General features: G+C 72.6%; 20 protein-coding genes. 11 read left to right on the forward strand and 9 right to left on the reverse strand.

Annotated elements, in window-relative coordinates; all coding sequences use genetic code 11:
* Nucleotides 1-38 precede the first annotated feature (38 nt).
* Both CP975_RS14970 and CP975_RS14975 read left to right on the forward strand, forming a co-directional pair.
* Nucleotides 39-1,580 (forward strand): CehA/McbA family metallohydrolase, encoded by a 1,542-nt coding sequence (locus CP975_RS14970; RefSeq protein ID WP_055530156.1) that lies wholly within the window; start codon nucleotides 39-41, stop codon nucleotides 1,578-1,580.
* A 52-nt stretch (nucleotides 1,581-1,632) separates the two neighbouring features.
* The gene (locus CP975_RS14975; protein ID WP_055530154.1) at nucleotides 1,633-2,496 is read left to right on the forward strand and encodes a helix-turn-helix transcriptional regulator; all 864 of its coding nucleotides are present in this window, start codon (nucleotides 1,633-1,635) and stop codon (nucleotides 2,494-2,496) included.
* A gap of 39 nt (nucleotides 2,497-2,535) precedes the next feature.
* On the opposite strand, the gene CP975_RS14980 is transcribed toward CP975_RS14975, so the two are convergent.
* The 6 genes from CP975_RS14980 to CP975_RS15005 all read right to left on the reverse strand — a co-directional run bounded on the left by CP975_RS14980 (nucleotide 2,536) and on the right by CP975_RS15005 (nucleotide 10,483).
* Entirely contained in the window at nucleotides 2,536-4,020 is a 1,485-nt protein-coding gene (locus CP975_RS14980; protein WP_055530152.1) for an aldehyde dehydrogenase family protein, read from the reverse strand.
* Complete coding sequence (locus tag CP975_RS14985; protein ID WP_055530151.1) at nucleotides 4,017-5,756, reverse strand: N-acyl-D-amino-acid deacylase family protein; 1,740 nt, start codon at nucleotides 5,754-5,756, stop codon at nucleotides 4,017-4,019. The genes CP975_RS14980 and CP975_RS14985 overlap by 4 nt, the downstream gene beginning before the upstream one ends.
* Before the next feature lie 226 nt (nucleotides 5,757-5,982).
* Nucleotides 5,983-7,113, reverse strand: a complete 1,131-nt coding sequence (locus tag CP975_RS14990; protein WP_055530150.1) for an LLM class flavin-dependent oxidoreductase — start codon at nucleotides 7,111-7,113, stop codon at nucleotides 5,983-5,985.
* A 134-nt stretch (nucleotides 7,114-7,247) separates the two neighbouring features.
* The gene (locus tag CP975_RS14995) at nucleotides 7,248-8,057 is read right to left on the reverse strand and encodes an SDR family NAD(P)-dependent oxidoreductase (RefSeq protein WP_246201523.1); all 810 of its coding nucleotides are present in this window, start codon (nucleotides 8,055-8,057) and stop codon (nucleotides 7,248-7,250) included.
* A 17-nt stretch (nucleotides 8,058-8,074) separates the two neighbouring features.
* Nucleotides 8,075-9,022: a TIGR03619 family F420-dependent LLM class oxidoreductase gene (locus CP975_RS15000; protein ID WP_055530149.1), complete on the reverse strand. Its 948-nt coding sequence runs from the start codon at nucleotides 9,020-9,022 to the stop codon at nucleotides 8,075-8,077.
* Between the two features lie 240 nt (nucleotides 9,023-9,262).
* Nucleotides 9,263-10,483, reverse strand: a complete 1,221-nt coding sequence (locus CP975_RS15005; RefSeq protein ID WP_150477896.1) for an amidohydrolase family protein — start codon at nucleotides 10,481-10,483, stop codon at nucleotides 9,263-9,265.
* 375 nt (nucleotides 10,484-10,858) lie between these two features.
* Here CP975_RS15005 and afsR point away from each other — a divergent pair, with 375 nt between their 5' ends.
* From afsR to CP975_RS15020, 3 genes are all read left to right on the forward strand, one after another.
* Nucleotides 10,859-13,834, forward strand: coding sequence for an SARP-family global regulator AfsR (gene afsR, locus CP975_RS15010; RefSeq protein WP_055535540.1), 2,976 nt, complete (start codon nucleotides 10,859-10,861; stop codon nucleotides 13,832-13,834).
* Nucleotides 13,835-14,039: 205 nt separating this feature from the next.
* The gene (locus tag CP975_RS15015; protein ID WP_055535538.1) at nucleotides 14,040-14,222 is read left to right on the forward strand and encodes a hypothetical protein; all 183 of its coding nucleotides are present in this window, start codon (nucleotides 14,040-14,042) and stop codon (nucleotides 14,220-14,222) included.
* 164 nt (nucleotides 14,223-14,386) lie between these two features.
* Nucleotides 14,387-14,590 carry a hypothetical protein gene (locus CP975_RS15020; RefSeq protein WP_055535537.1) on the forward strand — a complete coding sequence of 68 codons (204 nt, stop codon included), beginning with the start codon at nucleotides 14,387-14,389 and terminating at the stop codon, nucleotides 14,588-14,590.
* Here the strand turns inward: CP975_RS15020 and CP975_RS15025 are convergent.
* On the reverse strand, nucleotides 14,574-15,440 hold the full coding sequence (locus CP975_RS15025; protein ID WP_055535535.1) for a hypothetical protein: 867 nt from the start codon (nucleotides 15,438-15,440) through the stop codon (nucleotides 14,574-14,576). The two genes, CP975_RS15020 and CP975_RS15025, sit on opposite strands and share 17 nt — an antisense overlap.
* Nucleotides 15,441-15,511: 71 nt before the next feature.
* On the opposite strand from CP975_RS15025, the gene CP975_RS15030 reads away from it, so the two are divergent.
* Together CP975_RS15030 and CP975_RS15035 are read left to right on the forward strand one after the other, a co-directional pair.
* Nucleotides 15,512-16,156, forward strand: a complete 645-nt coding sequence (locus CP975_RS15030) for a hypothetical protein (RefSeq protein ID WP_055535542.1) — start codon at nucleotides 15,512-15,514, stop codon at nucleotides 16,154-16,156.
* A 106-nt stretch (nucleotides 16,157-16,262) separates the two neighbouring features.
* Nucleotides 16,263-16,685: a VOC family protein gene (locus tag CP975_RS15035; RefSeq protein ID WP_055530792.1), complete on the forward strand. Its 423-nt coding sequence runs from the start codon at nucleotides 16,263-16,265 to the stop codon at nucleotides 16,683-16,685.
* 15 nt (nucleotides 16,686-16,700) lie between these two features.
* On the opposite strand, the gene CP975_RS15040 is transcribed toward CP975_RS15035, so the two are convergent.
* The gene (locus CP975_RS15040; protein WP_150476981.1) at nucleotides 16,701-18,305 is read right to left on the reverse strand and encodes a FadD3 family acyl-CoA ligase; all 1,605 of its coding nucleotides are present in this window, start codon (nucleotides 18,303-18,305) and stop codon (nucleotides 16,701-16,703) included.
* A gap of 115 nt (nucleotides 18,306-18,420) precedes the next feature.
* On the opposite strand from CP975_RS15040, the gene CP975_RS15045 reads away from it, so the two are divergent.
* The 4 genes from CP975_RS15045 (at nucleotide 18,421) to CP975_RS35770 (ending at nucleotide 21,802) form a co-directional block, all read left to right on the forward strand.
* Nucleotides 18,421-19,569, forward strand: coding sequence for a lipid-transfer protein (locus CP975_RS15045; RefSeq protein WP_150476982.1), 1,149 nt, complete (start codon nucleotides 18,421-18,423; stop codon nucleotides 19,567-19,569).
* An 87-nt stretch (nucleotides 19,570-19,656) separates the two neighbouring features.
* Nucleotides 19,657-20,121 (forward strand): Zn-ribbon domain-containing OB-fold protein, encoded by a 465-nt coding sequence (locus tag CP975_RS15050; RefSeq protein WP_150476983.1) that lies wholly within the window; start codon nucleotides 19,657-19,659, stop codon nucleotides 20,119-20,121.
* The gene (locus CP975_RS15055) at nucleotides 20,118-20,915 is read left to right on the forward strand and encodes an enoyl-CoA hydratase/isomerase family protein (RefSeq protein ID WP_246201525.1); all 798 of its coding nucleotides are present in this window, start codon (nucleotides 20,118-20,120) and stop codon (nucleotides 20,913-20,915) included. The genes CP975_RS15050 and CP975_RS15055 overlap by 4 nt, the downstream gene beginning before the upstream one ends.
* Before the next feature lie 125 nt (nucleotides 20,916-21,040).
* Entirely contained in the window at nucleotides 21,041-21,802 is a 762-nt protein-coding gene (locus CP975_RS35770) for a hypothetical protein (RefSeq protein ID WP_246201526.1), read from the forward strand.
* Between the two features lie 16 nt (nucleotides 21,803-21,818).
* Here CP975_RS35770 and afsK read toward each other — a convergent pair whose 3' ends face one another.
* On the reverse strand, nucleotides 21,819-24,215 hold the full coding sequence (gene afsK, locus CP975_RS15065) for a protein serine/threonine kinase AfsK (RefSeq protein ID WP_150476984.1): 2,397 nt from the start codon (nucleotides 24,213-24,215) through the stop codon (nucleotides 21,819-21,821).
* Nucleotides 24,216-24,404: the final 189 nt, after the last annotated feature.

Consider the following 24,404-nt stretch of genomic DNA (forward strand, 5'->3'; position numbering starts at 1 on the left):
ACCACCCACGTCACCATCGACACCCTGGGGAGCCGCACATGTGCGAGGACGCCGTACGCCCGGCACGCGAGGGACTGAACCGGCGCGGACTGTTCGTGACGGGAGCCGCCGCCGCGCTTACGTTGAACAGCGTGAGCTTCGCGAGCGGCGCCGAGCGGCGCGGCCCGGCGCGGACGCCGGGGAGCAAGGAGACCAGAACGGTCCGCGGCACGCTGCCCGTCGGATCACCGGACTTCGTGTACCTGCCGGTGGAGGTCCCCGACGGGGTCGCCGAGCTGCGCGTCGCGTACACCTACCAGAAGCCGCCCGTCCCCGCCGGCACCCAGGGCAACGCCCTGGACATCGGCGTCTTCGACGAGCGCGGCACCGAGCTGGGCGGCAAGGGCTTCCGGGGCTGGTCCGGCGGCGCCCGCACCGAGTTCTTCATCCGCTCCGACGACGCGACGCCCGGCTACATCCCCGGCCGGATCCGCGCGGGCACCTGGAACATCGCGCTCGGCCCGTACACGGTGGCCCCCGACGGGCTCCCCTACGAGGTGACGATCACCCTCACCTACGGGGCGCCCGGCAGGACCCCGAGGCCCGTCTACCCTCCCGAGCGCGCGAAGGGCCGTGGACGCGCCTGGTACCGCGGCGACTGCCACCTGCACTCCGTGTACTCGGACGGCAGGCGCACCCTCGCGGAGATCGCCGCGCTCGCCCGCGCCGCCGGTCTCGACTTCATCAACAGCTCGGAGCACAACACCCACTCCGCGCATGCCCATTGGGCCGAGCACGCGGGCGACGACCTTCTGATCATGCTCGGCGAGGAGGTGACGACCCGCAACGGCCACGTACTGTCCCTCGGCGCGGACCCGGGCACGTTCATCGACTGGCGTTACCGCGCCCGTGACAACCGCTTCGGCAGGTACGCGCGGAAGATCCGTGACGCGGGCGGCCTCGTCGTGCCCGCCCACCCGCACGCCACCTGCGTCGGCTGCAACTGGAAGTTCGGCTTCGGCGAGGCGGACGTGGTGGAGGTGTGGAACGGCGCGTACACGCCGGACGACGAGGTGTCCCTGGCCGACTGGGACAGCATGCTCGTCACCTCCGTACGCGGCGGGCGGCCGTGGATCCCGGCGATGGGCAACAGCGACGCGCACCGCGACCCGGACCGCGTCGGCGGCCCGCAGACGGTGGTCCTCGCGGACGACCTGACGCGCGAGGCCATCCAGGAGGGCCTGCGGCGCGGCCGCTCCTACATCGCCGAGTCCAGCTCCGTCGAGCTGACCTTCTCCGCGGCGGGCGGCCGGGGCAGGCACGCGGGCATCGGCGAACGCCTCGCCGTGGACCGCGACACCCCGGTCACGGTCCGCCTGGACGTCGAGGGCGCTCCCGGCCGCACGGTCCGGATCGTCACGGACCAGGGCGTCCTGCACACCAGTGCCGCCCTCCCGGAATCCGGCGCGGGCACGGTGGAGTGGCGCACGACGGCGTCGTACGCGGCCTACGTCCGGGCGGAGGTCCGCCACGCCCCGACGACCCCGGGCCTGCCCGGTCCCCTGTGCGCGTTCACGAACCCGATCTTCCTGGGCCGCTGACCGACCGGCCCACCGGGACCACCGCCGAGCGGTAGTGATCTAGCGTCTTCCCATGCGTGCCGATCGGCTGGTCTCCCTGGTCCTGCTGCTGCGCCAGCGCGGCCGGCTCTCCGCGGTCGCGCTCGCCCGCGAGCTGGAGGTGTCCACCCGCACGGTGCTGCGCGACATCGAGGCGCTGTCCACGGCCGGCGTCCCGGTCTACGCCGAGCGGGGCAGGCACGGCGGCTTCGCGTTGCAGCCCGGTTTCCGGACGCGAGAGGAGATCGGTCTCCGGGTCGATGAGCAGCCGCTCCGCCACGTGGGCCGCGGTGTCCCGGTGGCTCTCGGGAAGCGCGTCGACCACCTTGAGCATGGGCGGCAGGCCCCCGAGGAGGTGCCGGACGCCATCGGGGGCGAGGTCAGGCGCGCGGTGTTCGCCGGACACAGGCTGCGGATCCGCTACGCGGCGGTGGGCCGGGCCCCGGCATGGCGCACGGTGGACCCGGTCGGCCTGGTCACCGTGCGCGACCGGGGCTACTTGATGGCCGTACGGTCCGGCGCCGACCGCACCTACCGGCTGTCCCGGATCCTGGCCGCGGAGGAACTCGCCGAGCCCGCGTGCCGGCCGGACCGGGTCGACCTGGACCGGGCCTGGCAGGAACGCGGCAGGCGGTTCCGGTCCGGCGGCGACCACGTCACCGCGCTGGTGAGCGTGGCTCCGACGCGGCGGGAGGACCTGGTGGGCACCGCCGTCGCCGTCCTCACCGAGGAGACCGAGGGGGACGGCAGACTGCGGATCGAGGTGGCCTTCCAGGACGCGCGGCACGCCGAGTGGGCGCTGTGGCAGCTCGCCACGGATGCCGAGGCCCTCGCCCCGCAGTGGCTGCGCACCGCCCTGCGCGACCGCGCCGCCGCGCTCGCCACGCGCTACGGGTAAGCCTCCGCGTGACCTCCCTCAGCCCCCGCGTGGACTTCCTCAGCCCGGCCAGACGATCGCCTGCGACTCGCTGTACGCGTGCAGGGCGTACGAGCCGACGTCGCGGCCCACTCCGCTCTTCTTGAAGCCGCCGAACGGGGCCTCCATGTTGCGGCCGACCGTGTTGACGCCGACGCCGCCCGACCGCAGGCGGCCCGCGACGCGGAAGGCACGGGCCACGTCGCCCGACCACACGTAGTCGATCAGGCCGTAGTCGCTGTCGTCCGCGAGGGCGATCGCCGTCTCCTCGGCGGCCTCCGGGGTGGAGCCGTCGAAGGGGACGACCACCACGACCGGGCCGAAGATCTCCTCCCGGACGACCCGCATGTCCGGGGCGCAGTCGGCGAGCAGGGTCGGAGTGACGTAGAAGCCCTTGGCGAACCCCGGCCCGGCGGGACGCCCGCCGCCCGTGACGATACGGGCGCCCTCCTTGCGGCCAAGTTCCACATACGACTCGACGCGGTCGCGGTGCGCGGCGGAGATGACGGGCCCGACGACCGTGTCCCGCGCACGCGGATCGCCGACCCTCAGGTGGCCGGCATAGGCGGCAAGGCCCTCCACCAGGCGTTCGTACACTCCGCGTTGGGCGATGACGCGCGTCGGTGCGGTGCAGATCTGGCCGCTGTAGAAGGAGAAGGTGGTGCCGATCCCGGCGACCGCCGCCTTCAGGTCCGCGTCGTCGAAGACGATCGCCGCGCCCTTGCCGCCCAGCTCCATCAGCTGCCGCTTCATGCCGCGCCCGCAGACCTCGCCGATGCGCTGCCCGACGGCGGTCGACCCCGTGAAACTCACCATGTCGACCTGCGGGGAGTCGACGGCGGCCTCGCCCACTCCCGCGTCCGTGCCGGAGACGACGTTCACGACACCGGGCGGCACCCCGGCCTCCTCCAGCGCGGCCGCCATCGCGTAGACGGAGAGGGGGTCCTGCGGGGCCGGTTTGACCACGACCGTGTTGCCCATGGCGAGCGCGGGCGCGACCTTGCCCGCCGCGTTCGCCCAGGGGTTGTTGTACGAGGTGATGCAGGTGACGACACCGACGGGCCTGCGCACGGCCACCGCACCCATCACCCCGGCCCGCCCCATGGGCCCCGCCTCGTTGATCTGCGGCGGCAGGGCGGTCTCCACCGGTTCGAGGGCCCCTTTCGCGTACCGCTCGAAACGGGCCACGGCCACCGCGACCTGCATGCCGCGCGCCGTGGCGGTCGTCGCGCCGGTCTCGGCGCACGCCAGTTCGGCGTACGAGGCGCTGTCGCGCCGGATGACCGAGGCCGCGCGGGAGAGGACCGCGGCCCGCTCCTCGGGGGGCGTACGTGACCAGCTCGCGAAGGCGTCCCGGGCCGCCGACGCCGCCGCGTGGACCTGCTCGCGGCTCGCCTCGGGCGCGAGGCCGACGACCTCCTCCGTCGCCGGGTCGATCACTTCGTAGTGCCCGCCGTCGGGCCCGACCCACTCACCACCGATGAACAGTCGCCGCTCGCGCGTCACTTCGTGCTCACCGTCCTGGTGTCCCGCCCGGAGCGCAGGATCTTCCCCGGCACCGCGCCCGTGATGACGTCGTCACGAATGACCTCGACGCCGTTCACCCAGACCGCGTCGACGCCGATCGCCTTGGAGTCCAGGCGCGGGCTGTCGCCGGGCAGGTCGTGGACGAGCGTGGCCTTCCCCGCGTCGATCCGTTCCGGGTCGAAGAGGACGAGGTCGGCGTGGTAGCCCTCGGTGATCCGCCCGCGCTCACGCAGCCCGAAGAGCCGCGCCGGGTCGTCGGTGAGCATCCTCACGGCCTGTTCGAGGCCGACGAGCTTGCGTCCGCGCAGGCAGTCCCCGAGGAAGCGGGTCGTGTACGGGGCTCCGCACATGCGGTCCAGGTGCGCGCCGGCGTCGGAGCCGCCCAGCAGGACGTCCTCGTGCTGCCAGGTCTCGGCGCGCAGGGCCCAGGAGTCGGGGTCGTTGTCGGCGGGCATGGGCCAAAGGACCGTACGCAGTTGGTCATGGGCACATATCTCGACGATGCACTCGAAGGGCTCCTGGCCGCGTTCGGCGGCGATGTCGGCCACGACCCGCCCGGTAAGACCTGCGTTCGCCTCGGAGTAGGTGTCGCCGATGACGTACCGGTCGAAGCGGGCCAGGCGCCGGAAGACGCCCGCTTCCTCGCTGTCCGCGTGCCGCAGCATCCCGGCGCGCACCTCGGGGTCGCGCAGCTTCGCGATCCGCTCGGGCACGGGCAGCCCGAGGACGTCGCCCCAGCCCGGGACGAGGTTGAGGGCGCAGAACGTGCCGAGCGACATGTTCATCGGGGTGAGGATCGGCATGGTGAGGGCGACGACGCGGCCCCCGGCCTTCCGGGCGCGCTCGCTGGGCACGAGCTGGCGGGGTACGCGCTCGGGGACGGCGGCGTCGATGGTGAGGACGTTCCAGTTGAGCGGACGCCCGGCGGCGGCGCTCATCTCCACGAGCATGTCGATCTCCTCGTCGCCGAACCGGTCGAGGCATCCCGCGACGATCGCTTCGAGCTGCGTGCCCTCGTGCTCGCCGACGGCGCGGGACAGGGCCAGCAGCTCCTCGGGCCTCGCGTGCCGGGAGGCCACCGGCTGCCCGTCGGCGTCGGAGTGGGTCGAGGACTGCGTGGTGGAGAGCCCCCACGCGCCGGCGTCCATCGCGTCGTGAAGCAGCCGGACCATCTCGTCCAGCTGCCCGGCCGTCGGCTGCCCCCCGACGGCGTCCGCGCCCATCACGTACCTCCGCAGGGCGCAATGCCCCACCATGAAACCGGCGTTGACCGCGACGCGCCCCTCCAGGGCGTCCAGATACTCCCCGAACGAACTCCACGTCCAGGGGGCGCCCTCCTCCAGCGCCGCCAGCGACATGCCCTCGACCTTCGCCATCATCCGCCGTGTGTAGTCGGCGTCCTCGGGCCGCCCCGGGTGCAGCGGGGCGAGCGTGAACCCGCAGTTGCCGCCCGCGACGGTCGTCACGCCGTGGTTGAGGGAGGGCGTGGCGTACGGATCCCAGAACAACTGGGCGTCGTAGTGCGTATGCGGATCGACGAACCCGGGCGCGAGCACCCGCCCCCTGGCGTCCTCGCCGGTCGTGGCGGGCTCGGTGAGGGTGCCGGGTTCGGCGATGACGGCGATGTGCCCGTCGCGTATGCCCACATCCGCGACGAAGGCGGGGGCGCCGGTCCCGTCGACGACGGTCGCGCCCTGGATGAGGTGGTCGAGCATGGCGGAGGTCCCCTTTCAAAGTCGATGATCACCGGCTCGTCCGGGACCGGCGGAAATCAGCCCGCCCGGCAACGACTCGGCCCGTCCGGCGTTTGAGGACGAGCCCGAAGGGCGATGGGGGGTCCGGGGCGCGGCCCCGCGTCGGCAACAAGAGCCCCCCGCCCAAGCCCCGCAGGGCCCCGGCCTCCGTCCGGGAGGGGAAGCCGGGGCAGCTGAAGGGCGGCCCTCAGGAAGAAGAGGCCGCCGCCCGGAACCGGGAGGTCCGATGCACGGGGTCCGTATCGATCTTCGGGATCACATGCTCACCGATCAGCTTGATCGTGTTCTTCGTGTCCTCGGGCGAGATCCCGATCGGCAGCCCGAAGCTGAGCTGGTCGGCCCCGGCCTGCTCCCACCGCTTGCACTGCCGGAAGACCTCGTCCGGGTCGCCGCAGATCATCAGCTCCTCGGCGATGAGCAGCTCGATGATCTCCTCGCTGTAGGCGGGGAGGAGTTCGGGCCACTCGGGGATGCCCTCGGGCCGGGGGAAGGTGTCGTGGTAGCGGAAGAGCAGCGACTGGAGGTAGTTGAGCCCGCCGCCGACGGCGATCTCGACGGCCTCGGCGTGCGTGGGCGCGCAGATGGCCGTGGACGTCACCATGACGTTGTCGTTGACGAAGTCCCCGATGGCCTCCGCCTCCTTGACGGCGTTCTTGTAGGACTCGACGACCCACTCCATGTCGGAGACCTTCTGCACACTGAAACCGAGGACGCCGAGGCCCTTCTTGCCGGCCATGGCGTACGAGGACGGGGACCCGGCGGCGTACCACATGGCGGGGTGCGACGCCCCGTACGGCTTGGGCAGGATCTTGCGCGGCGGCAGGGACCAGTGCTTGCCCTGGAAGCCGGTGTACTCGTCCTGGAGCCACATCTTGGGGAACTCGGAGATGGTCTCCTCCCATATCTCCTTGGTGTGGTTCATGTCGGTGATGCCCGGCATGAAGCCGAGGATCTCGTGCGAACCGGCGCCGCGTCCGGTCCCGAACTCGAAGCGGCCCTCGGAGAGGTGGTCGAGCATGGCGGCCTTCTCGGCGACCTTCACGGGGTGGTTGACGGGCGCGAGCGGGTTGAAGATGCCCGATCCCAGGTGGATGCGGTCGGTGGCGTGGGCGAGGTATCCGAGGTAGACGTCGTTGGCGGAGAGGTGCGAGTACTCCTCCAGGAAGTGGTGTTCGGACGCCCAGGCGTACTTGAAGCCGGACTTGTCCGCCTGGATGACGTACTCGGTCTCCTCGATGAGCGCCTTGTGCTCCGCTTCGGGGTCGACCTCGGCCCGCGCGGCGGGCACGTATCCCTGTACAAAGAGACCGAATTCCAAGGAGGTTCACCGTCCTCGTGAGGGTCCGACCGGCTTTCTGACGGCCCGTCAGATCTTGATGCGTCGACTGTTCCACCGGCCCACCGGACCGTCAATAGCTGATGCGCCGTCAGCTAGGTGGGGGCGCTGCCGGCTCAGATGACACTGACCCCGGCCAGCCATCCGCCGTCGATGACGAAGGGCTGACCCGTGATGTACGCCGAGTCGTCGCCGGTGAGGAAGAGGGCGAGGGCCGCGATCTCCCGGGGCGTGCCGATCCGCCCCATCGGCACCAGCTTCTTGTACAGCTCCGCGACCGCCTCCTTCGCCGCCTCGGGGTCGGCGGCCGGATCGAGCTGCGCGGGATCGGTCATGGGGGTGTCGACCGCTCCCGGGCACACGGCGTTGACGCGGATGTTCTTGGCCGCCAGCTCCAGCGCGGCGACCCGGGTCAGACCGAGGATGGCGTGCTTGGTGGCGGCGTACGCGCCGACGTACGCCATGCCCGTGAGCGCCGTGTAGGAGGCGGTGTTCACGATGGTGCCGCCGCCCGCGGCCTCGATCTCGGGGGCGACGGTGCGGATGCCCAGGAAGCAGCCGACCTGGTTGACCTGGATGACCTGCTGGAACTCTTCGAGGGGCGTGTGGACGAGTTCGTTGAAGCGGAGGATCCCCGCGTTGTTGACGAGCCCGTCGATCTTCCCGAAGGCGTCCTTGGCGGCGGCCACCGCGGCCTGCCAGTCGGCCTCCCTGCCCACGTCGAGGTGGACGTACTCGGCCGCGCCCTCCCCCAGCTCCTCGCGGATCTCCTTGGCGAGTGCCTCCCCCTGGGCGTCGAGCACGTCCGCGACGACGACCTTGGCCCCCTCGGCGGCGAACAGCCGCGCCTCCTGCTCGCCCTGGCCGCGTGCGGCGCCGGTCACGATGACGACGCGGCCGTTCAGTTTGCCGGTGCCCATGCCCATGGGGTGCTCCTAGGTCGTCAGGTGAGGTGGGGTGCCACGTCGGCGGCGAACGCCCGCATCTGATCCGTGAGTTCGGTACGTGTGCGACTGCGGAAGCGGACCTGGATCTGGTCGACGCCCATCGCCGCGTACGCGCGCAGCGACTCCGCGAGGGCGTCCGGCTTGCCGTGCAGGGTCCGGCGCCCGACGGGCCAGCTCGGCTCGCCGACGTACAGGACCTCGGTGATCGCGCCGACGGTGATCGGCTCCTCGTTCCCCGCCTCCTCCCGCAGCCGCCTGAGCCTCGCGATCCGGGCGGGCAGCTTGTCGCGGGGGTCGCCCTGCGGAAGCCAGCCGTCGGCACGGGTCGCAGCGCGGCGGACGGCGGCGGGCGAGGACCCGCCGACCCAGACGGGCACACGCGGCTGAGCGGGCCGGGGCCGCTGCCCGAGGCCACCGAAGTCGAAGAAGGCACCGTGGTGTTCGGGATACTCCTCCGCCCCGAGCGCCGCCTTCAACGCGTCGATGCTCTCGTCGAGCAGGGCCCCGCGCCGCTCGAAGTCGACACCGAGCACCTCGAACTCCTCCTGCACGTGCCCCGCCCCGACCCCGAGGATCAGCCGGCCGCCGCTGAGGTGGTCCAGGGTCGCGTACTGCTTGGCGGTGACGAGGGGGTGGCGCAGGCCGACGACGGCGACGTGGCTCATCAGCCGGACGTTCTCGGTGACGGCGGCGAGGTGGGCGAGGGTGGCGACGGGGTCGTACCAGGTGGTGCCCATGCCGTCGGCGAGGCGGCGGGGGATGGCGACGTGGTCGCAGCTCGCGAGGTAGGCGAAGCCGGTTTCGTCCGCGGTGCGGGCGATCTCTCTCAGGTCGAGGGGGGTGGCGGTGGCCTCCCAGGGTTCGGCGTAGAGACGGCTCTGGGACTGGATGGGCAACTGCATCCCGTACGGGAGGGACGAATGCCTCTGCGCCTGCGGGGCCATGGGCGACCACCTGCCTCTCTGCAGGGCTGGACTTGACGCAGCGTCATGTATGTGTCGGCGGCCAGCTTGATAGCTGACGGCACGTCAGGCAAGGGGCGGGGTGTCACAGGGGCCCCACCCCGCCTTCGCAGCGCGGGGCAAACGGGTGGGTGGGTGGGAAAGCATCCGCCGCGGAGCGGCGGGACAGGGGCGGCCACGACGGCGAGGACAGGACGAAATCCACCCCCAGCCCCGCCAGGGTCAGGCCCCCGCCCAGAGCCCCTCCCCCGTAAGACCGAGAAGGCCAATCGCGTTGCCCCGCACGATCCGCTCCACGACGTCCCCCGCCAGGTGCCCCATCTGCGCCTCCCCCACTTCCCGGGACTTCGGCCACGTCGAGTCCGAGTGCGGGTAGTCCGTCTCGTAGAGCACGTTCCCGACCCCGATCGACTCCAGGTTCCGCAGCCCGAAGGCGTCGTCGAAGAAGCACCCGTACACGTGCTCGGCGAACAGTTCGGACGGCGGGCGGCGGACCTTGTCGGCGACCCCGCCCCAGCCGCGGTTCTCCTCCCACACCACGTCCGCCCGCTCCAGGATGTACGGGATCCAGCCGATCTGACCCTCCGCGTACATGACCTTCAGACTGGGGAAGCGTTCGAACTTGCCGCTCATCAGCCAGTCCACCATCGAGAAGCAGCAGTTGGCGAAGGTGATGGTGGAGCCGACCGCGGGCGGCGCGTCCGCCGAGGTCGACGGCATCCTGCTGGACGAGCCGATGTGCATGGCCACGACCGTGCCCGTCTCGTCGCACGCGGCGAGGAAGGGGTCCCACGCGTCGGTGTGGATGGAGGGCAGGCCGAGGTGCGGCGGGATCTCGGAGAAGGCGACCGCCCGCACCCCGCGAGCCGCGTTGCGCCGCACCTCGGCGGCGGCCAGCTCGGCGTCCCAGAGCGGAATGAGGGTCAGCGGTATGAGGCGGCCCCGGGCCTCGGGGCCGCACCACTCCTCCACCATCCAGTCGTTGTACGCGCGTACGCCGAGGAGGCCCAGCTCACGGTCCCCGGCCTCCGTGAACGTCTGCCCGCAAAAGCGCGGGAAGGTGGGGAAGCAGAGGGCGGACTGGACGTGGTTGACGTCCATGTCGGCGAGGCGGTCGGGCACGCTGTAGGACCCCGGGCGCATCTGCTCGTAGGTGATGACCTCCAGTCTGATCTCGTCCCTGGCGCAGCCGACAGCCGTGTCGAGGCGGGTGAGCGGCCGGTGCAGATCCTCGTATATCCACCAGTCCCCTATGGGCCCTTCGTCGCCCTGCCGCCCTATCACCGGCGCGAACTTCCCGCCCAGGAAGGACATTTCCTTCAGCGGGGCGCGGACGATGCGGGGGCCGCGGTCCCGGTACTTCGACGGGAGCCGGTCCCGCCACACGTGCGGGGGTTCGACGGTGTGGTCGTCCACCGAGATGATCTTCGGGAAGGCCCCCACGCCACCCGCGCCCACCGCGCCACCCACACTTTCCGCACTCTTCGTGGTCTCCATACGGCCCACGGTAGCGCCGATCTGACGGGCCGTCAGCTATGCGTACGCCGCCCCATGACGCACACCGGAACACCGCGCCACGCGGGACGCCATGCGGAACGCCGTGCGGAACCCCGTGCGAGGACCCTGTGAGAGCCGTCTCCCACGGCTGACGCATCCGCCATGGACAAGGCAAACTGGCGGGGTGCACGAACCGAGGCACGGCCCGCGCCGCCCGAAGCGGCCGCGGCCCCGCCGCGGCATGACCGAATACGGCAAGACGCGGGCAGGGCAGGCCCGCGACCGGCAGGACTTGGGAACGGCAGGGCGGCAGGGGGAGCGATGGTCGATGTACCGCGAGTACCGGAGCAGTGGCGTCCGGCCTCGGGGAACACCCCCGGGGCACGGGCCGAGGGGCACCCCGAGGCCCGGACGTCACGCTTCAGCGTGCTCGGACCGGTGCGCGCGTGGCACGGCACGGAACAGCTCCCGACGGGCTCGCCACAGCAGCGGGCCCTGCTGGCGGCCCTGCTGCTGCGGGATGGCCGTACGGCCACGGCCTCGGAGCTGATCGACGCCCTCTGGGGCGAGGAACCGCCCTCGCAGGCCCTGGCGGCGGTACGTACGTACGCGTCGCGGCTGCGGAAGGTGCTGCCTCCGGGAGTTCTCGTCAGCGAATCCGGCGGGTACGCCCTCCAGGTCGCGGACGGCGCCCTCGACCTGGCCGTTGCGGAAGATCTCTGGGCGACCGCCGAGAAGGCCCGCGGCATCGGTGACCTCGGCCAGGCCCGCGCACTGGTGAACAAGTCCCTCGGCCTGTGGGACGGCGAGCCCCTGGCCGGCGTCCCCGGCCCCTACGCGGACACCCAGCGCACCCGCCTCGACGAGTGGCGACTGCAACTGATCGAGTCGCGCCTCGACATGGACCTCGAAGCCGGCTGCCACGCGGAGGCGGTGTCCGAGCTGACCGCCCTGACGGCCGCCCACCCCCTGCGCGAGCGCCTGCGCGAACTGCTGATGCTGGCCCTCTACCGCAGCGGCCGCCAGGCCGAGGCCCTCGCGGTCTACGCGGACACGCGCCGCCTGCTCGCCGACGAGCTGGGCGTGGACCCGCGCCCCGGCCTCAAGGAACTCCAGCAGCGCATCCTCCAGGCCGACCCGGCCCTCGCGGAACCCTCGGCCGCCGGCCCGGAACCGGCCACGACCGCCGTCCGGCCCGCCCAACTCCCCGCGACCGTCCCGGACTTCACCGGCCGGGCCTCCTTCGTCGGCGAGCTGAGCGACATCCTCTCCTCGGCCGAGGGGCGGGTGATGGCGGTCTCGGCCCTCGCGGGCATCGGGGGCGTCGGCAAGACGACCCTCGCCGTCCACGTCGCGCACGTGGCCCGCGCCCACTTCCCCGACGGCCAGCTCTACGTCGACCTCCAGGGCGCGGGCGCGCGGGCGGCGGAGCCGGAGACGGTCCTCGGCGCGTTCCTGCGCGCCCTCGGCACGCCCGACTCCGCGATCCCGGACTCCCTGGCGGAACGGGCGGCCCTGTACCGCTCGGTCCTCGACGGCCGCCGCGTCCTCGTCCTCCTGGACAACGCCCGCGACGCCGCGCAGGTCCGCCCCCTGCTCCCCGGCATGGAGGGCTGCGCGGCGCTCGTCACGAGCCGCGTCCGGATGGTCGACCTGGCGGGCGCGCACCTGGTCGACCTGGACGTGATGTCCCCCGAGGAGGCCCTGCTCCTGTTCACCCGCATCGTCGGCGAGGAACGGGTCACCTCGGAACGGAAAGCGGCCCTGGACGTCGTCGCGGCCTGCGGCTTCCTGCCCCTCGCCATCCGCATCGCGGCGTCCCGCCTCGCGGCCCGCCGCACCTGGACGGTCTCGACGCTCGCGGCGAAGCTGGCGGACGAGCGGCGGCGCCTCGACGAACTCCAGGCGGGCGACCTCGCGGTCAAGGCCACCTTCGAACTCGGCTACGGCCAGCTGGAGCCGAGTCAGGCCCGCGCCTTCCGCCTCCTCGGCCTCGCGGACGGCCCCGACCTCTCCCTCGCCGCGGCGGCGGCGATCCTCGACCGCCCCGTAGAGGAGACGGAGGACCTCCTGGAGGCGCTGGTCGACACCTCGCTCATCGAGTCCGCGGCACCGGGCCGCTACCGCTACCACGACCTCGTACGCCTCTACGCGCGCGCGTGCGCCGACCGCGACGAACAGCCGCCGAGCGAGCGGGACGCGGCGATGTCGCGCCTGCTGGACTTCTATCTGGCGACGGCGGCGCGGGTCTACGCCATCGAGCGGCCCGGCGACCGCACGGTGGACCACCTCGAACCCACCGGACACCTGGGCCAGGACTTCAGCGACGACGCGAAGGCCCTGGACTGGCTCCACTCGGAGGCGGCCTGCATCCTGGCCTGCGTCCAGCAGTCCCTGGGCCCGCACACCCTGCGCCGCGCCGTGGACCTCCTCCTGGCGTCCAAGGACCTGGCGGAGTCGGGCGCAAGCTCGCTGCGCTACGAACTGGCCGCGTCGGCGGCGAGGGACGCGGCATCGGCCCTCGGCGACGCGCACGCGGAGGGGCGGGCGCGGGTGACGCTGGCACAGGTCCACAACAACGCGGGCCGCTTCGAGGCCGCGCGGCTGGAGGCGGAGCACGCCACCGGCCTCGGTGAGACCACCGACGACCCGTGGACCGGCAGCAACGCACCCAATGAGCTGGGCATCGCCGCGAACTGCCTGAACCGGCCCGCGGCCAGCGAGCGCTATCTGCTCCGGGCGATCGACGCCTTCCGCGCGGACGGCAACCGCCCGGGTGAGGCCAGCGCCCTGTGCAACCTCTCCCGTGTCCTCGTCGCCCTGGGGCGCACCTCCACGGCGATCGACCTCGTGCGGCAGGGCATCGCGATCTACGACGACCTCGGTCTCACCTTCCGGCTCGCCAACGCCCGGTACGCCCTCGGCATCGTCCTCAGCCACGCGGGCCGCCACCCCGAGGCGATGGACCAGCTGACCGAGGCCTTGCAGGTCTTCGTGGAGAACCGGCAGCGGCTGTGGGAAGGCACGACGCACTACCGCATCGCGCAGGTCCACCTCAGGTCCGGCCGCACCACCCTGGCGGCGCAGCACGCCGAGCAGGCGCTCACCACGGGGTTCATCGGCGGCGACTGGATGCGGGCCAACGTACTCACGCTCCTGGGCAAGGCCCTCGACAGCCTGGGCCAGCTCGACCGCGCACGGGCGTGCTGGCGCGAGGCCCTGGCCATCCACGAGCGGACAGGGGCTCCCGAGACCGGTGAGGTGCGCGGGCTCCTCCACCCCGTCGCGGCGGCCTGACGAGGCCGTTCACCGCGTTCATCGAACGTTTATGAGCAGCTGTCACTCTCAATGCATCGACCCGTCGCGTCGGGGGGCAGACGGGTCGCACCGGGCCCCACAGATAGGGTGAGCGGCCCTGGAACGCCCGTTCGGCGACCCTCGGGGGAGTTGCCGAGCGGGTGTTCGCCCCAGCGAACCGTCAAAACCACGGGGGAGATCCATCATGAGCGACACCACGAAGAGCCCGGACATCACGACCATGGGCGACAGCCACATGCCCGCCCCGCCGAAGGACGGCAAGGCCGCCACGCAAGGTGACAGCCACATGCCGACTCCGCCGAAGGACGGCACGCTCACCACGCAGGGCGACAGCCACATGCCCGCCCCGCCGCCCAAGGGCGCCTGAGGACTTCATTCCCGACGGGGGTCGGCCGCGGCGGCGCGGAGGGGGAGCCGCCGCGGCCGACGCATGACTCACCACTGGTTCAATCGCGCACAACGCACCGCTCGCACAGATCGCACCGATTGCATAGATCGCACCAACCGCACAGAACGCACACAGGAGTTGACATGACTCGCACCAAAAAGGCTTTCGTCGCGCTGGCCCTCTCGGCGGCGGTCGCCGGCGGCGCGGCGACCCCGGCGTTCGCCGGCCACCAGGCGCCCGTCACCCCGAAGGGAGCCGGCACCGGCCCCCTCTCCCCCCTGGGTGACAGTCACATCCCGGTCACGCCGCAGGGCGACTCCCACATCCCTGTCACGCCGCAGGACTGATCGCGGCCGCCGGTTGGGCACGGAGGCCGGCCTTCACGGCCGCCACGAACGCGTCCCGCGTCTCCTCGTCCAGCAGGTCGAGGGACAGATACGGGTTCAGGTCCTCCAGCTCGACCAGGAGCAGGCCGCCGGACGGGGTGCGGCACGCGTCCACCCGCTGGATTCCGTGGTCGATCGTGTTCCAGTCGACGAAGCGTTGCGCGAAGGCCAGGTCCTCAGGGGTGGGGGCGTAACGCTCCAGGTGCCAGCGGCGCTCCGGGTCGGGGGCGTAGAGGGCGTACTGGAAAGCGCGGTCGACGAAGTAGAACGACACCTCGTACGTGAAGTCGATGCGCGGCTGGATCAGGATCCCGGAGGCCGCGGCGGGCGTCAGGGCCGCCAACGCCTCCCTCGGCAGGAACTCAAGGCCGATCGAGTCCGCGCCCTGCTTCGGCTTGACCGCGTACGTGGCCGCTTCCGGGAGCCGGTCGGCCTGCCGGGGGTCGTCGACCGTCGGGATCACGGGATACCCCGCGGCCGTCAGGTCCAGCAGGTACTGCTTGCCCAGCATGTCCGCCCTGCCGGTGAGCTGGTTGTAGACCCGCGCCCCGCACCTCGCCGCGCGCGCCCTGAAGTCGTCCCAGTCGGCCTGGTAGTTCAGGACCGGGCCGCTGTTGCGGACCATCACCGCGTCGAAGGCGGACGTCTCCATGAGGGACGCCGCGTCCAGCGGGTGGCACAGGGCCACGTCGAAGTCCTCGCGGAGGCGGGCGGTGAGGTAGATGTCCTCGTCGCAGTAGCGGCGGCCCTTGGCCTCGTAGGCGAGGTCCGTGACGAAGAGGATGCGGGAGCGGGGCGGTGCGGCGTTCATCGCGCAATCGTCGCAGAGTCGAACTCCAGAGCGGAGTGGCGAGGTCGCCTCTGCGTGGCAGAGTCATGCACATGGTCACCTCGCCTACGCATCGAAGACGCCTCCGGGCCGCCGCCCTCCTGCTGGCGGCCGCCGCGCCGCTGACCGCCTGCGGGAGCGAGACACGGGCCGGGTCCGCCTCGGACGCGCCCCGCGACGACACCTCCCCACAGGCCTCCCGCAGCCCGTCGGCCCCCAGTCCGTCGGCCCCCAGCCCGTCGGCTCCCGGCGCCTCCCCCTACGTGGAACCCGGAGTCGTCGACGGCGCTCCCCACAACGGTGAGAACAACGCCTACCGTCGCCCCGGTGAGATGTCCTCCGCCGACAAGAAGGCGGCGCTGGCGGAAGCCGCCCGTATCAAGCCCGTGCTGAAGCGGCTCTGGCAGCAGAAGGAGTGGGACCCGGACCAGGTGCGCGCCGCGCTCACCGGCGAGCTGGGGTACGAGGTCCGCGAGACGACCAGCGGGGGCGAGCTGCTCGGCGGGGAGCTGGACGTGCGGGAGATGTACGAGCGTTACGAGGAAGGTGGCAACGTCACGCCCGAGGGCGCGATGATCGGTCTCTACGTAGGGGACGACGCCTGCGTGACCGCCTTCGTCCAGAAGACCAACTACGAGGTCAGGGCCACCGGACGCTTCATGGAGACCGGTTGCATAGAGCCGCCGACCGGCCACTGAACAGCCCCCGGCCGCTCGGGCCGCCCGGCCCCGCCCCACGCCCCCGGGGACGGCCCGCCCCGAAATCCCGTGGACAGCCCGGCCCCCGGCCCGGATAGTGCCGCCCATGACCTCCCTTGTGCGCCACCTCACATTCGACTGCCACGACGCCCACCGCCAGGCCACCTTCTGGGCCGGGGTCCTCGGCGGATCGCTCGCCGACGACGACTTCCCCGGAGATCCCGAAGCCCTCGTCACGGCGGAGGGCATCACCCTCCTCTTCGTCACCGTGCCCGAAGCCAAGACCGTCAAGAACCGGCTGCACGTCGACCTCCAGCCGCAGGACCGCACCCGCGACGAGGAGGTCGAGCGGCTCGTCGCGCTCGGCGCGAAGCTGGTCGACGACCACCGCAAGCCCACCGGCCGCGGCTGGGCCCTCCTCGCCGACCCCGAGGGGAACGAATTCTGCGTGGAGTGCGGCGAGGCGGAGCGCGCGGCCCTCATCGCGGCCGAAGCCGCAGAGGCCCCCGCACGCACCCCGCGGCCCTGACCACCGCCGGGCCGGCTACCTCACCCCCCTCCGCAACTCCCCCTTCACCACCTTCCCACTCGCGTTCCTCGGCAGCTCCGCCACGAACTCCACCCCCCGCGGCACCTTGTAGTTCGCCATCTCCCGCCGCGACCACGCGATCAGGTCGTCCGCCGTCACCACGGAACCCGGCCGCCGCACCACGTACGCCCTGCCGACCTCGCCCAGCCTCGGGTCGGGCACCCCGATCACCGCGACGTCCGCCACATCCGGGTGGGCGCCGAGGAGTTGCTCTATCTCGGCGGGATAGGCGTTGAAGCCGCCGACGATGAACATGTCCTTGATGCGGTCCGTGATGCGGAGGTACCCCTCCGCATCCAGGACGCCGACGTCGCCGGTCCGCAGCCAGCCGTCCGCCGAGATCGCGCGGGCCGTCTCCGCGGGGTCCTCGAAGTAGCCCCGCATGACGTGGTGGCCGCGGACCAGGACCTCGCCGGGGTGGCCCGGTGACAGCGTCTCCCCGTTGGGGGACACCACCCGGATCTCCGTGTCGGGGATCGCCCGCCCCGACGTCGACGCGATCAGCTCGGCCGGGTCGCCGCGCCGGCACATGGTGACGATGCCGCTCGCCTCCGAGAGGCCGTACGCGGTGAGGACCGTGCCCACGCGCAGTTCGCCGCGCAGCCGCTCCACCAGTCGGAGCGGCACGACCGCCGCGCCCGTCACCACGAGCCGCAGCGCCGACAGGTCGTACTGGCGGCGGGAGGGGTGGTCGAGGAGGGACTGGTGCAGGGTGGGCGGGCCGGGCAGGACGGAGACGCGTTCCGCGGCGATGTTCGCGAGGACCGTGTCGACGTCGAAGACCGGCTGCGGGATCATCGTGGCGCCCCGCATCAGGCAGGCGATGATCCCGGCCTTGTAGCCGAAGGTGTGGAAGAAGGGGTTCACGATCAGATAGCGGTCGCCCTCGCGCAGCCCCGCGAGATCGCTCCACACGTCGTAGCAGCGCAGTGTCTGGGCGTGGGTGATCACGGCGCCCTTGGGCCGGCCCGTCGTACCGGACGTGAAGATGATGTCCGAGGGCGCCGAGCCGTCCACCGACGCCGCCCGCGCGCGCACGGCGGCCGCGTCCACGGCCTCGCCGCCCGCCAGGAAGTCCTTCCAGGTACGGAAGTCCTCCGGTGCGTCGTCGGAGAGGACGACCACCTGCTCCAGGTGCGGGATGCCGGGCAGCGGCCCGTCCCCCGGGCCGTCGGCCGCCGCGCGGCGCAGGGAGGCCACGTACGACGTGCCGAGGAAGGTGCCGGTGACGAAGAGGAGCCTCGCCCAGGTGCGGGCCAGGACGTAGGCGGCCTCCGCGCCCTTGAAGCGGGTGTTCAGGGGGACGAGGACGGCGCCCGCCGAGACCGCGCCCAGTGCGGAGACGATCCAGTCGAGCGTGTTGGGGGCCCAGACGGCGACACGGTCGCCCGGCTCGACACCGCTCGCCATGCAGGCGGCCGCGGCACGCTCCACGCGCCCGCCCAGTTCCTCGTACGAGATACGGGTGCGGCCCTCGACGACCGCCTCCCGCTCGCCGTACCGCTCGGCGGCCGCCCCGACCAGCCCCGGGATGGACCCCCACCGCAGGTCGCCGCGCATCGCAAGCCCCTCCCACCGCAGTAGCTGACTGCCCGTCAGATTAGCGGTAGCCTGACGCCCTGTCAGCAGTCGAGACGGCGACCGAGTCGCCTCTCCCGCGGAGGTGCCGCCGCCCATGCCCGCACTCAAGGACGCTACAGCGATAGCCGGGATAGGCCAGACCCCCTTTGCCAGACAACTCCCCCAGAGTGAGAAGGAGTTGGCGTGCCGGGCCATCGTCGCGGCGCTCGACGACGCGGGCATCGCGCCCTCGGAGGTGGACGCCTTCGCCTCGTACACGATGGAGGAGACCGACGAGGTGGAGGTGGCCAAGGCCATCGGCGCGGGTGACGTCACCTTCTTCAGCAAGGTCGGCTACGGCGGCGGCGGTTCCTGCGCCACCGTCGCGCACCTCGCCTCCGCGATCGCCACCGGCCAGGCGGGCGTCGGCGTCGCGTGGCGCTCCCGCAAGCGCGGCAGCGGCCCCCGCCCCTGGCGGAACACCGCCGTCCAACTCCCCACGCCCGCCCAGTGGACCCGCCCCTTCGGCCTCCTCCGCCCGGCCGACGAGATCGCGATGCTCGCACGCCGCCACATGCACGAGTACGGCACCACCCGCGACCACCTCTTCAACGTCGCCCTCGCCTGCCGCAACCGCGCCAACCAGAATCCGGCCGCGATGATGTACGAACGTCCGCTGACCCGCGACATGTATATGACCTCGCGCTGGATCAGCGAGCCGCTCTGCCTCTTCGACAACTGCCTGGAGACGGACGGGGCGTTGGCGTGCGTCGTGGTGTCGGCCGAGCGGGCCCGGGACTGTCGTACCACACCCGTGTACGTCCACTCCGTCGCCCAGGGGCTCCCCTCCCAGCACCACGGCATGGTCAACTACTGGAACGACGCCCCGCTCTCCGGGCCCGCCTGGACGGCGGCCCGGCACCTGTGGAAGCAGGCCGACTTCGGACCGCAGGACGTGGACGTCGCCCAGATCTACGACGCGTTCACCCCGCTCATCCCGCTCTCCCTGGAGGGCTACGGCTTCTGCGGACGCGGTGAGGGTGGCGCGTTCACCGAGGGCGGCGCCCTGGAGAGCGGCGGCAGGCTCCCCATCAACACCGGCGGCGGCGGCCTCAGCGAGGCCTACGTCCACGGCTTCAACCTCATCAACGAAGGCGTGAAGCAACTGCGGGGAACCTCCACCGCACAGGTCCCGGACGCGTCGACGTGCCTGGTGACGGCGGGCGAGGGAGTCCCGACCTCGGCCCTGCTCCTGCGAGCTTGACGGGGACGGCGCGAAGGGCGCCCCGTCAGGGGCGCGGGGAACTGCGCGAGCAACCACAACAAACCCGCACCCGCAAAGGAACCCCACATGGCAGACGCGGAAACGACCGGACTCGAGCCCCTGCTCACGCCCGCCATGGACGATGACGGCACCCCCTTCTGGACCTACGCCGCCCGAGGCGAACTCCGCGTACAGACCTGCGCCGAACCCGCCTGCGGCGCGCCCCGCTTCCCGCCCCGCCCCTGCTGCCCCCACTGCCAGTCCTTCGACAGCACGTGGCGCAGGATGAGCGGCCGGGGCCGCATCTGGTCCTACGTCGTCCCCCACCCGCCCCTCCTCCCGGCCTACGCCGCCCGGATGCCGTACAACGCGATCGTCGTCGAACTGGCCGACGCCCCCCGCATCCGCCTGGTCGGCAACCTCGTCGCGGCCCCCGACGCCCCCCTGAACTCCGTCGACCCGGAGCGCCTGCGCATCGGCGCGAGGGTGCACGTGGTCTTCGCGGATCTGGACGGCATCACGGTCCCGCGCTGGGTCCTGGAGCGCCCGTGACCGCGCGGGAGGCGGCGGCGGGCGCCCTGCGCACGACCGCCGACAAGGACACCGGCGTGGCGGTCCTCACCCTGGACCGCCCGGCGCGGCACAACGCCATCGACCTGGAGACGGCAGCCGCACTCGGCGCGGCCTGGCGGGAGTTCCGGTACGACGACTCCGTACGCGCGATCGTCGTGACCGGCGCGGGCGAGAAGGCCTTCTGCACGGGCATCGACCGCTCCGTGAAGGTGCCGCAGCCGGACTCCCCCTACACGATCGACGACCCGCTCCTCACGATCGGCCCGAAGGCCAACGACCTCTGGAAGCCGGTGATCGCCGCCGTCAACGGCATGGCGTGCGGAGGCGCCTTCTATCTGCTGGGCGAGGCGGAGTTCCTCGTCGCGGACGAGAACGCCACGTTCTTCGACCCGCATACGACGTACGGCATGGTCAGCGCGTACGAGTCGGTCCACATGGCGCAGCGCATGCCGTTCGGCGAAGTCGCGAGGATGTCCCTGATGGGCACGGCCGAACGCGTATCCGCGCGACGGGCGTACGAGACGGGCCTGGTCTCCGAGCTGACCCCGCCGGGTGGGGCGCTGCCGGCGGCCGTGCGGGCCGCCGCGACCATCGCCTCCTACCCCACGGAGGCGGTCCAGGGCACGGTCCGTTCGCTCTGGTCGGCGAGGGAGGCGTCCCGTGCCCACGCGATGGCCCACGCGCCGCACCTGATCGCGCTGGGCAACCTGCCGCCGGAACGCCAGGCGGAGCTGTTCGAGAGCAGGCGGGGCGGCGGCTTCCGGATCCGGTGACCGTCCGCGTGGCAGGCGGCACGCACCCGGCGTAGCGTCCATCTTGAGAGACGCGTACGGGTGCGCGCGGCGCTTCACGTGGTCACGCGGGGCGCGGCGCGTGGTGACGTACGAGGAGGCCCGTCATGGTCCGCAACGTCCTCGGGACGGTCCTCGCTCTCATCGGAGCGACGGCCGCCGTATGGAGCCCCTTCCGAGCCTGGTACGACGGCCGTCACGGGCGCCACTTCCGCCTCGACGAACTCTTCTCCGGGACCGGGGTCACCGGCGCCGACGCGGAACTCTTCGGCTCGCTCTTCCTCCCCTTCGCCTTCGCGGCGCTGCTGACACTGGCCGGGCTGCTGCTGCGGTCCCGGCTGCTCGTGACGGCGGCGGGCGTGGTCGTGCTCGGCTTCGCGGTGCTGTGGATGGTGCGGCAGGGGCAGGCGGCGGGCAGCCTCTCGGTGTCCGGCGACGGCTCGGGTCTCGGCCTGGGCGTGCTCGGCGCACTCGGCGGCGGAGTCCTCCTGCTGTTGTCGGCAGCGCTGCTGTCCGGCCGCCACCGGACCGCTCCACGACGATTCGCCCACCGCCGGCCCGGCCGGGAGCGCGAGAACGGGCCCTACGCCCCCGAGCACGGGAACGGACCCCGCGACCCCGCGTACGGGTACGGGTACGGGTCCCGCACCCCCGAGTACGGGAACGGACCCCGCACTCCGGAGTACGAGGACGACCCCCACGCCCGCGACACGGCCGCCATCCCCCACACCTGGCAGAACGGCACCTACGCCCGAGGCACCGACCCCGTCGCCGCCCATGAGCCGCCACCGCCACCGCCACCGCACCCGCAGGCCCCGCCCGCCGACCCGGACGACCCGGCCGGGTGGCGGCAGCCGCCGGAGCGGTGAGCCGGCGGACCGGCGGCTACGGCCGGGGTGACGTCCCCGTCCCCCGCTCCGCGTCCAGCGCGTACACGCACCGGTCCTTGCTGCACGCGTACACCACGCCGTCCCGCACCACGGGCGCCCCCGTGATCTCGCCGCCGGTGGCCAGCTTCCAGCGGAGGCGGCCGTCGTCGGCCTTCAGCGTGTACAGCAGGTGGTCCGTCGAGCCGAAGTGGATGCGGCGGTCCGCGACGACGGGCGCGCCGACGACCTCGCCGCCCGCCTGGAAGCGCCACTTGGGGGTGCCGGTGACGGCGTCGAGGGTGTAGAGGCCCTTGCCGCTGCCCACGTGGACGTGGCCGTCCGCGACGAGGACGGGCTCGATGGAGGAGCGGGACTCCGTGGCGATGCGCCAGCGGTCGCGGCCGTCCGTGGCGTCGAGGGCGTACACCGTGCCGAGGTAGTCGGCGAGGTACACGCCGCCGCCCGTCACGGCGGGCCCGGACGCGAAGGCCGGCGGGCAGAGGAAGGCGGCGGGCGCCTCGAAGTGCCAGCGGACGTGCCCGGCGGCGACGTCGATGGCGAGGACGCGGCTGCCGGCCGAGACGTACACGTAGCCGTCCTGCGCCTGGGTGAGCCGGACCGGCACGCCTCCGCAGGAGGCCGCGTCGCCGACGGGGTAGGACCAGCGCTCCTCACCCGTACGGGCCTCCAGGGCCCGCAGCCTCGCGTCCTTCCAGACGTACACCGTCCCGTCGAAGACGGCGGGCCCCGCCTCCGGCGTCTCGAAGTCGGTCTGGGCGCCGGTGATCTCCCAGAGCTTCTCGCCGTTGGCGGCCTCCCAGGCCTGGACGCCGCCGCCGCGTGTGCCGGTCACGACCGTGCCGCGGGCGGCCTGGAGGGAGTACACCCAGGCGTCGGTCGGCAGCCGCCACAGGTCGGAGCCGTCCGCGCCGTCGAGGGCGTAGAGCGTGGGGCCGTCTGAGGCGTGGACGCGTCCGTCGGCCACCGCCATGGACCAGGCGACGTCCCGCGTCTTGAAGCTGCGGCGGCCCGTGCCGACGTCCAGGGCGTGGACCTCGAAGGAGGTGACGTAGACCAGGTCACCGGCCACGACAGGGGTGCCCCACACGTCGTTGGACATCCGGAACCGCCACGGCCGCCAGGCCTTGGCCGCCTCGGGACCCGGGTCCGGCGCCGCCGAGGGCGCGGGCACGGCGGGCGCCGCCGGGGCGACGCCGTTGGCCGCGGCCTTGGGCGAGGCGGACCGCGACCAGGACGCGGCGAGCCCGGAGTCGCCGGGCACGGAGCAGGCGCGGGAGTCGGCCACCCGCGGCCCGGGTCCGATCGGCACCTTGGCCCCGGCGAGCCGCACGGGCCCGGAGTCGGGCGTGGCCGCGAACGGCGGCCGGGACGGCGGCGCGGGCGGCGGCTGCTGCGGGGGCGGCGGGGCGGTGGCGGGCACCGCCGCGGGGACGGCGGCACCCCGGCCGCCGCTGCGACCCGCCGTGGCCGGTACCCGGGCCGGGGGACGGCCGCCCCTGCGGGCCTCGATGAGCGCGACGGCCCGCTCGGGCAGCCACGCGGAGGCCGTGCCGCTGTCGTCGTTGTCGGCGCTCTCGGAGGCGAAGAGGTGCGGGGCGAGCTGCGCCTGGAGGTCGGCGGGGCTGGGCCGCAGCGCCGCCTCCATCTGCATGCAGGACTCGATGAGGGGGCGCAGCTCGTCGGGCAGCCCTTCGAGGTCGGGGCCCTCCCTGAGCAGCATGAAGACGGTCTCGACGGGGTTGGCGCCGTGGAAGGGGGCGTGGCCGGTGGCGGCGAAGACGAGCGTGGAGCCGAGCGAGAAGACGTCGCTCGCGCCGGTCACGCTGCGGGAGTCCTTGGCCTGCTCGGGTGACATGTACGCGGGCGTGCCGACGGCGACGTTCGTCATGGTCAGCCGCGTGTTGGAGACGCCGGACGCGATGCCGAAGTCGATGACGCGCGGCCCGTCCTCGACGACGAGGACGTTCGACGGCTTGAGGTCGCGGTGGACCAGGCCCGCGCCGTGGATGGACTCCAGGGCCTCGGCCACGCCGGCCGCGAGCCAGCGCACGGCCTGGGTGGGCAGCGGCCCGTGTTCATTCACTATTTCTTCGAGCGAGGGCGCGGGGACGTACGCGGTGGCGAGCCAGGGCACGGCGGCCCGCGGGTCGGCGTCCACCACGGCGGCCGTGTAGAAGCCGGACACGGCGCGCGCGGCCTCGACCTCGCGCGTGAAGCGGACGCGGAACAGCTGGTCCTCGGCGAGTTCGGTCCGCACCGTCTTGATCGCCACGCGCCGCCCCGACGCGGAGCGCGCGAGATAGACCAGGCCCATGCCACCGGCGCCCAGCCTGCCGAGCACCTCGAACGGTCCGATCCGCCTCGGATCGTGCTGCGTCAGCTGATCCACCACTTGCCCTGCCACCTCCCCGTACGCGGCCGCCGAAGAAGACAGCCCCGTGCAGCGTCTCACCACCCGAGCCGCTACGGCGGCACGCACCCTGATTCTTCCTGTCCGAGGCGGCCGTGGCGAACCCGGGGCGGGATCGGGGTGTCTCGGGGTTTCTCGGAGTCTCTCGGGGTTTTGCGGGACAAAAACCCA

The organism is Streptomyces alboniger, assembly GCF_008704395.1.
GTDB lineage: Bacteria > Actinomycetota > Actinomycetes > Streptomycetales > Streptomycetaceae > Streptomyces > Streptomyces alboniger.

What these genes read in the sequence shown, in the direction of transcription:
- CP975_RS15035 (WP_055530792.1), top strand. Translation starts at nt 16,263, where the DNA reads ATGACCTCCCTTGTGCGCCACCTCACATTCGACTGCCACGACGCCCAC.
- CP975_RS14975 (WP_055530154.1), top strand. Translation starts at nt 1,633, where the DNA reads ATGCGTGCCGATCGGCTGGTCTCCCTGGTCCTGCTGCTGCGCCAGCGC.
- CP975_RS15000 (WP_055530149.1), bottom strand. Translation starts at nt 9,022, where the DNA reads ATGGCCCCGCAGGCGCAGAGGCATTCGTCCCTCCCGTACGGGATGCAG.
- afsR (WP_055535540.1), top strand. Translation starts at nt 10,859, where the DNA reads ATGGTCGATGTACCGCGAGTACCGGAGCAGTGGCGTCCGGCCTCGGGG.
- CP975_RS15015 (WP_055535538.1), top strand. Translation starts at nt 14,040, where the DNA reads ATGAGCGACACCACGAAGAGCCCGGACATCACGACCATGGGCGACAGC.
- CP975_RS14995 (WP_246201523.1), bottom strand. Translation starts at nt 8,057, where the DNA reads ATGGGCATGGGCACCGGCAAACTGAACGGCCGCGTCGTCATCGTGACC.
- CP975_RS14985 (WP_055530151.1), bottom strand. Translation starts at nt 5,756, where the DNA reads ATGCTCGACCACCTCATCCAGGGCGCGACCGTCGTCGACGGGACCGGC.
- CP975_RS15020 (WP_055535537.1), top strand. Translation starts at nt 14,387, where the DNA reads ATGACTCGCACCAAAAAGGCTTTCGTCGCGCTGGCCCTCTCGGCGGCG.
- CP975_RS14970 (WP_055530156.1), top strand. Translation starts at nt 39, where the DNA reads ATGTGCGAGGACGCCGTACGCCCGGCACGCGAGGGACTGAACCGGCGC.
- CP975_RS15030 (WP_055535542.1), top strand. Translation starts at nt 15,512, where the DNA reads ATGGTCACCTCGCCTACGCATCGAAGACGCCTCCGGGCCGCCGCCCTC.
- CP975_RS35770 (WP_246201526.1), top strand. Translation starts at nt 21,041, where the DNA reads ATGGTCCGCAACGTCCTCGGGACGGTCCTCGCTCTCATCGGAGCGACG.
- CP975_RS15040 (WP_150476981.1), bottom strand. Translation starts at nt 18,305, where the DNA reads ATGCGCGGCGACCTGCGGTGGGGGTCCATCCCGGGGCTGGTCGGGGCG.
- CP975_RS15050 (WP_150476983.1), top strand. Translation starts at nt 19,657, where the DNA reads ATGGCAGACGCGGAAACGACCGGACTCGAGCCCCTGCTCACGCCCGCC.
- CP975_RS15025 (WP_055535535.1), bottom strand. Translation starts at nt 15,440, where the DNA reads ATGAACGCCGCACCGCCCCGCTCCCGCATCCTCTTCGTCACGGACCTC.
- CP975_RS15045 (WP_150476982.1), top strand. Translation starts at nt 18,421, where the DNA reads ATGCCCGCACTCAAGGACGCTACAGCGATAGCCGGGATAGGCCAGACC.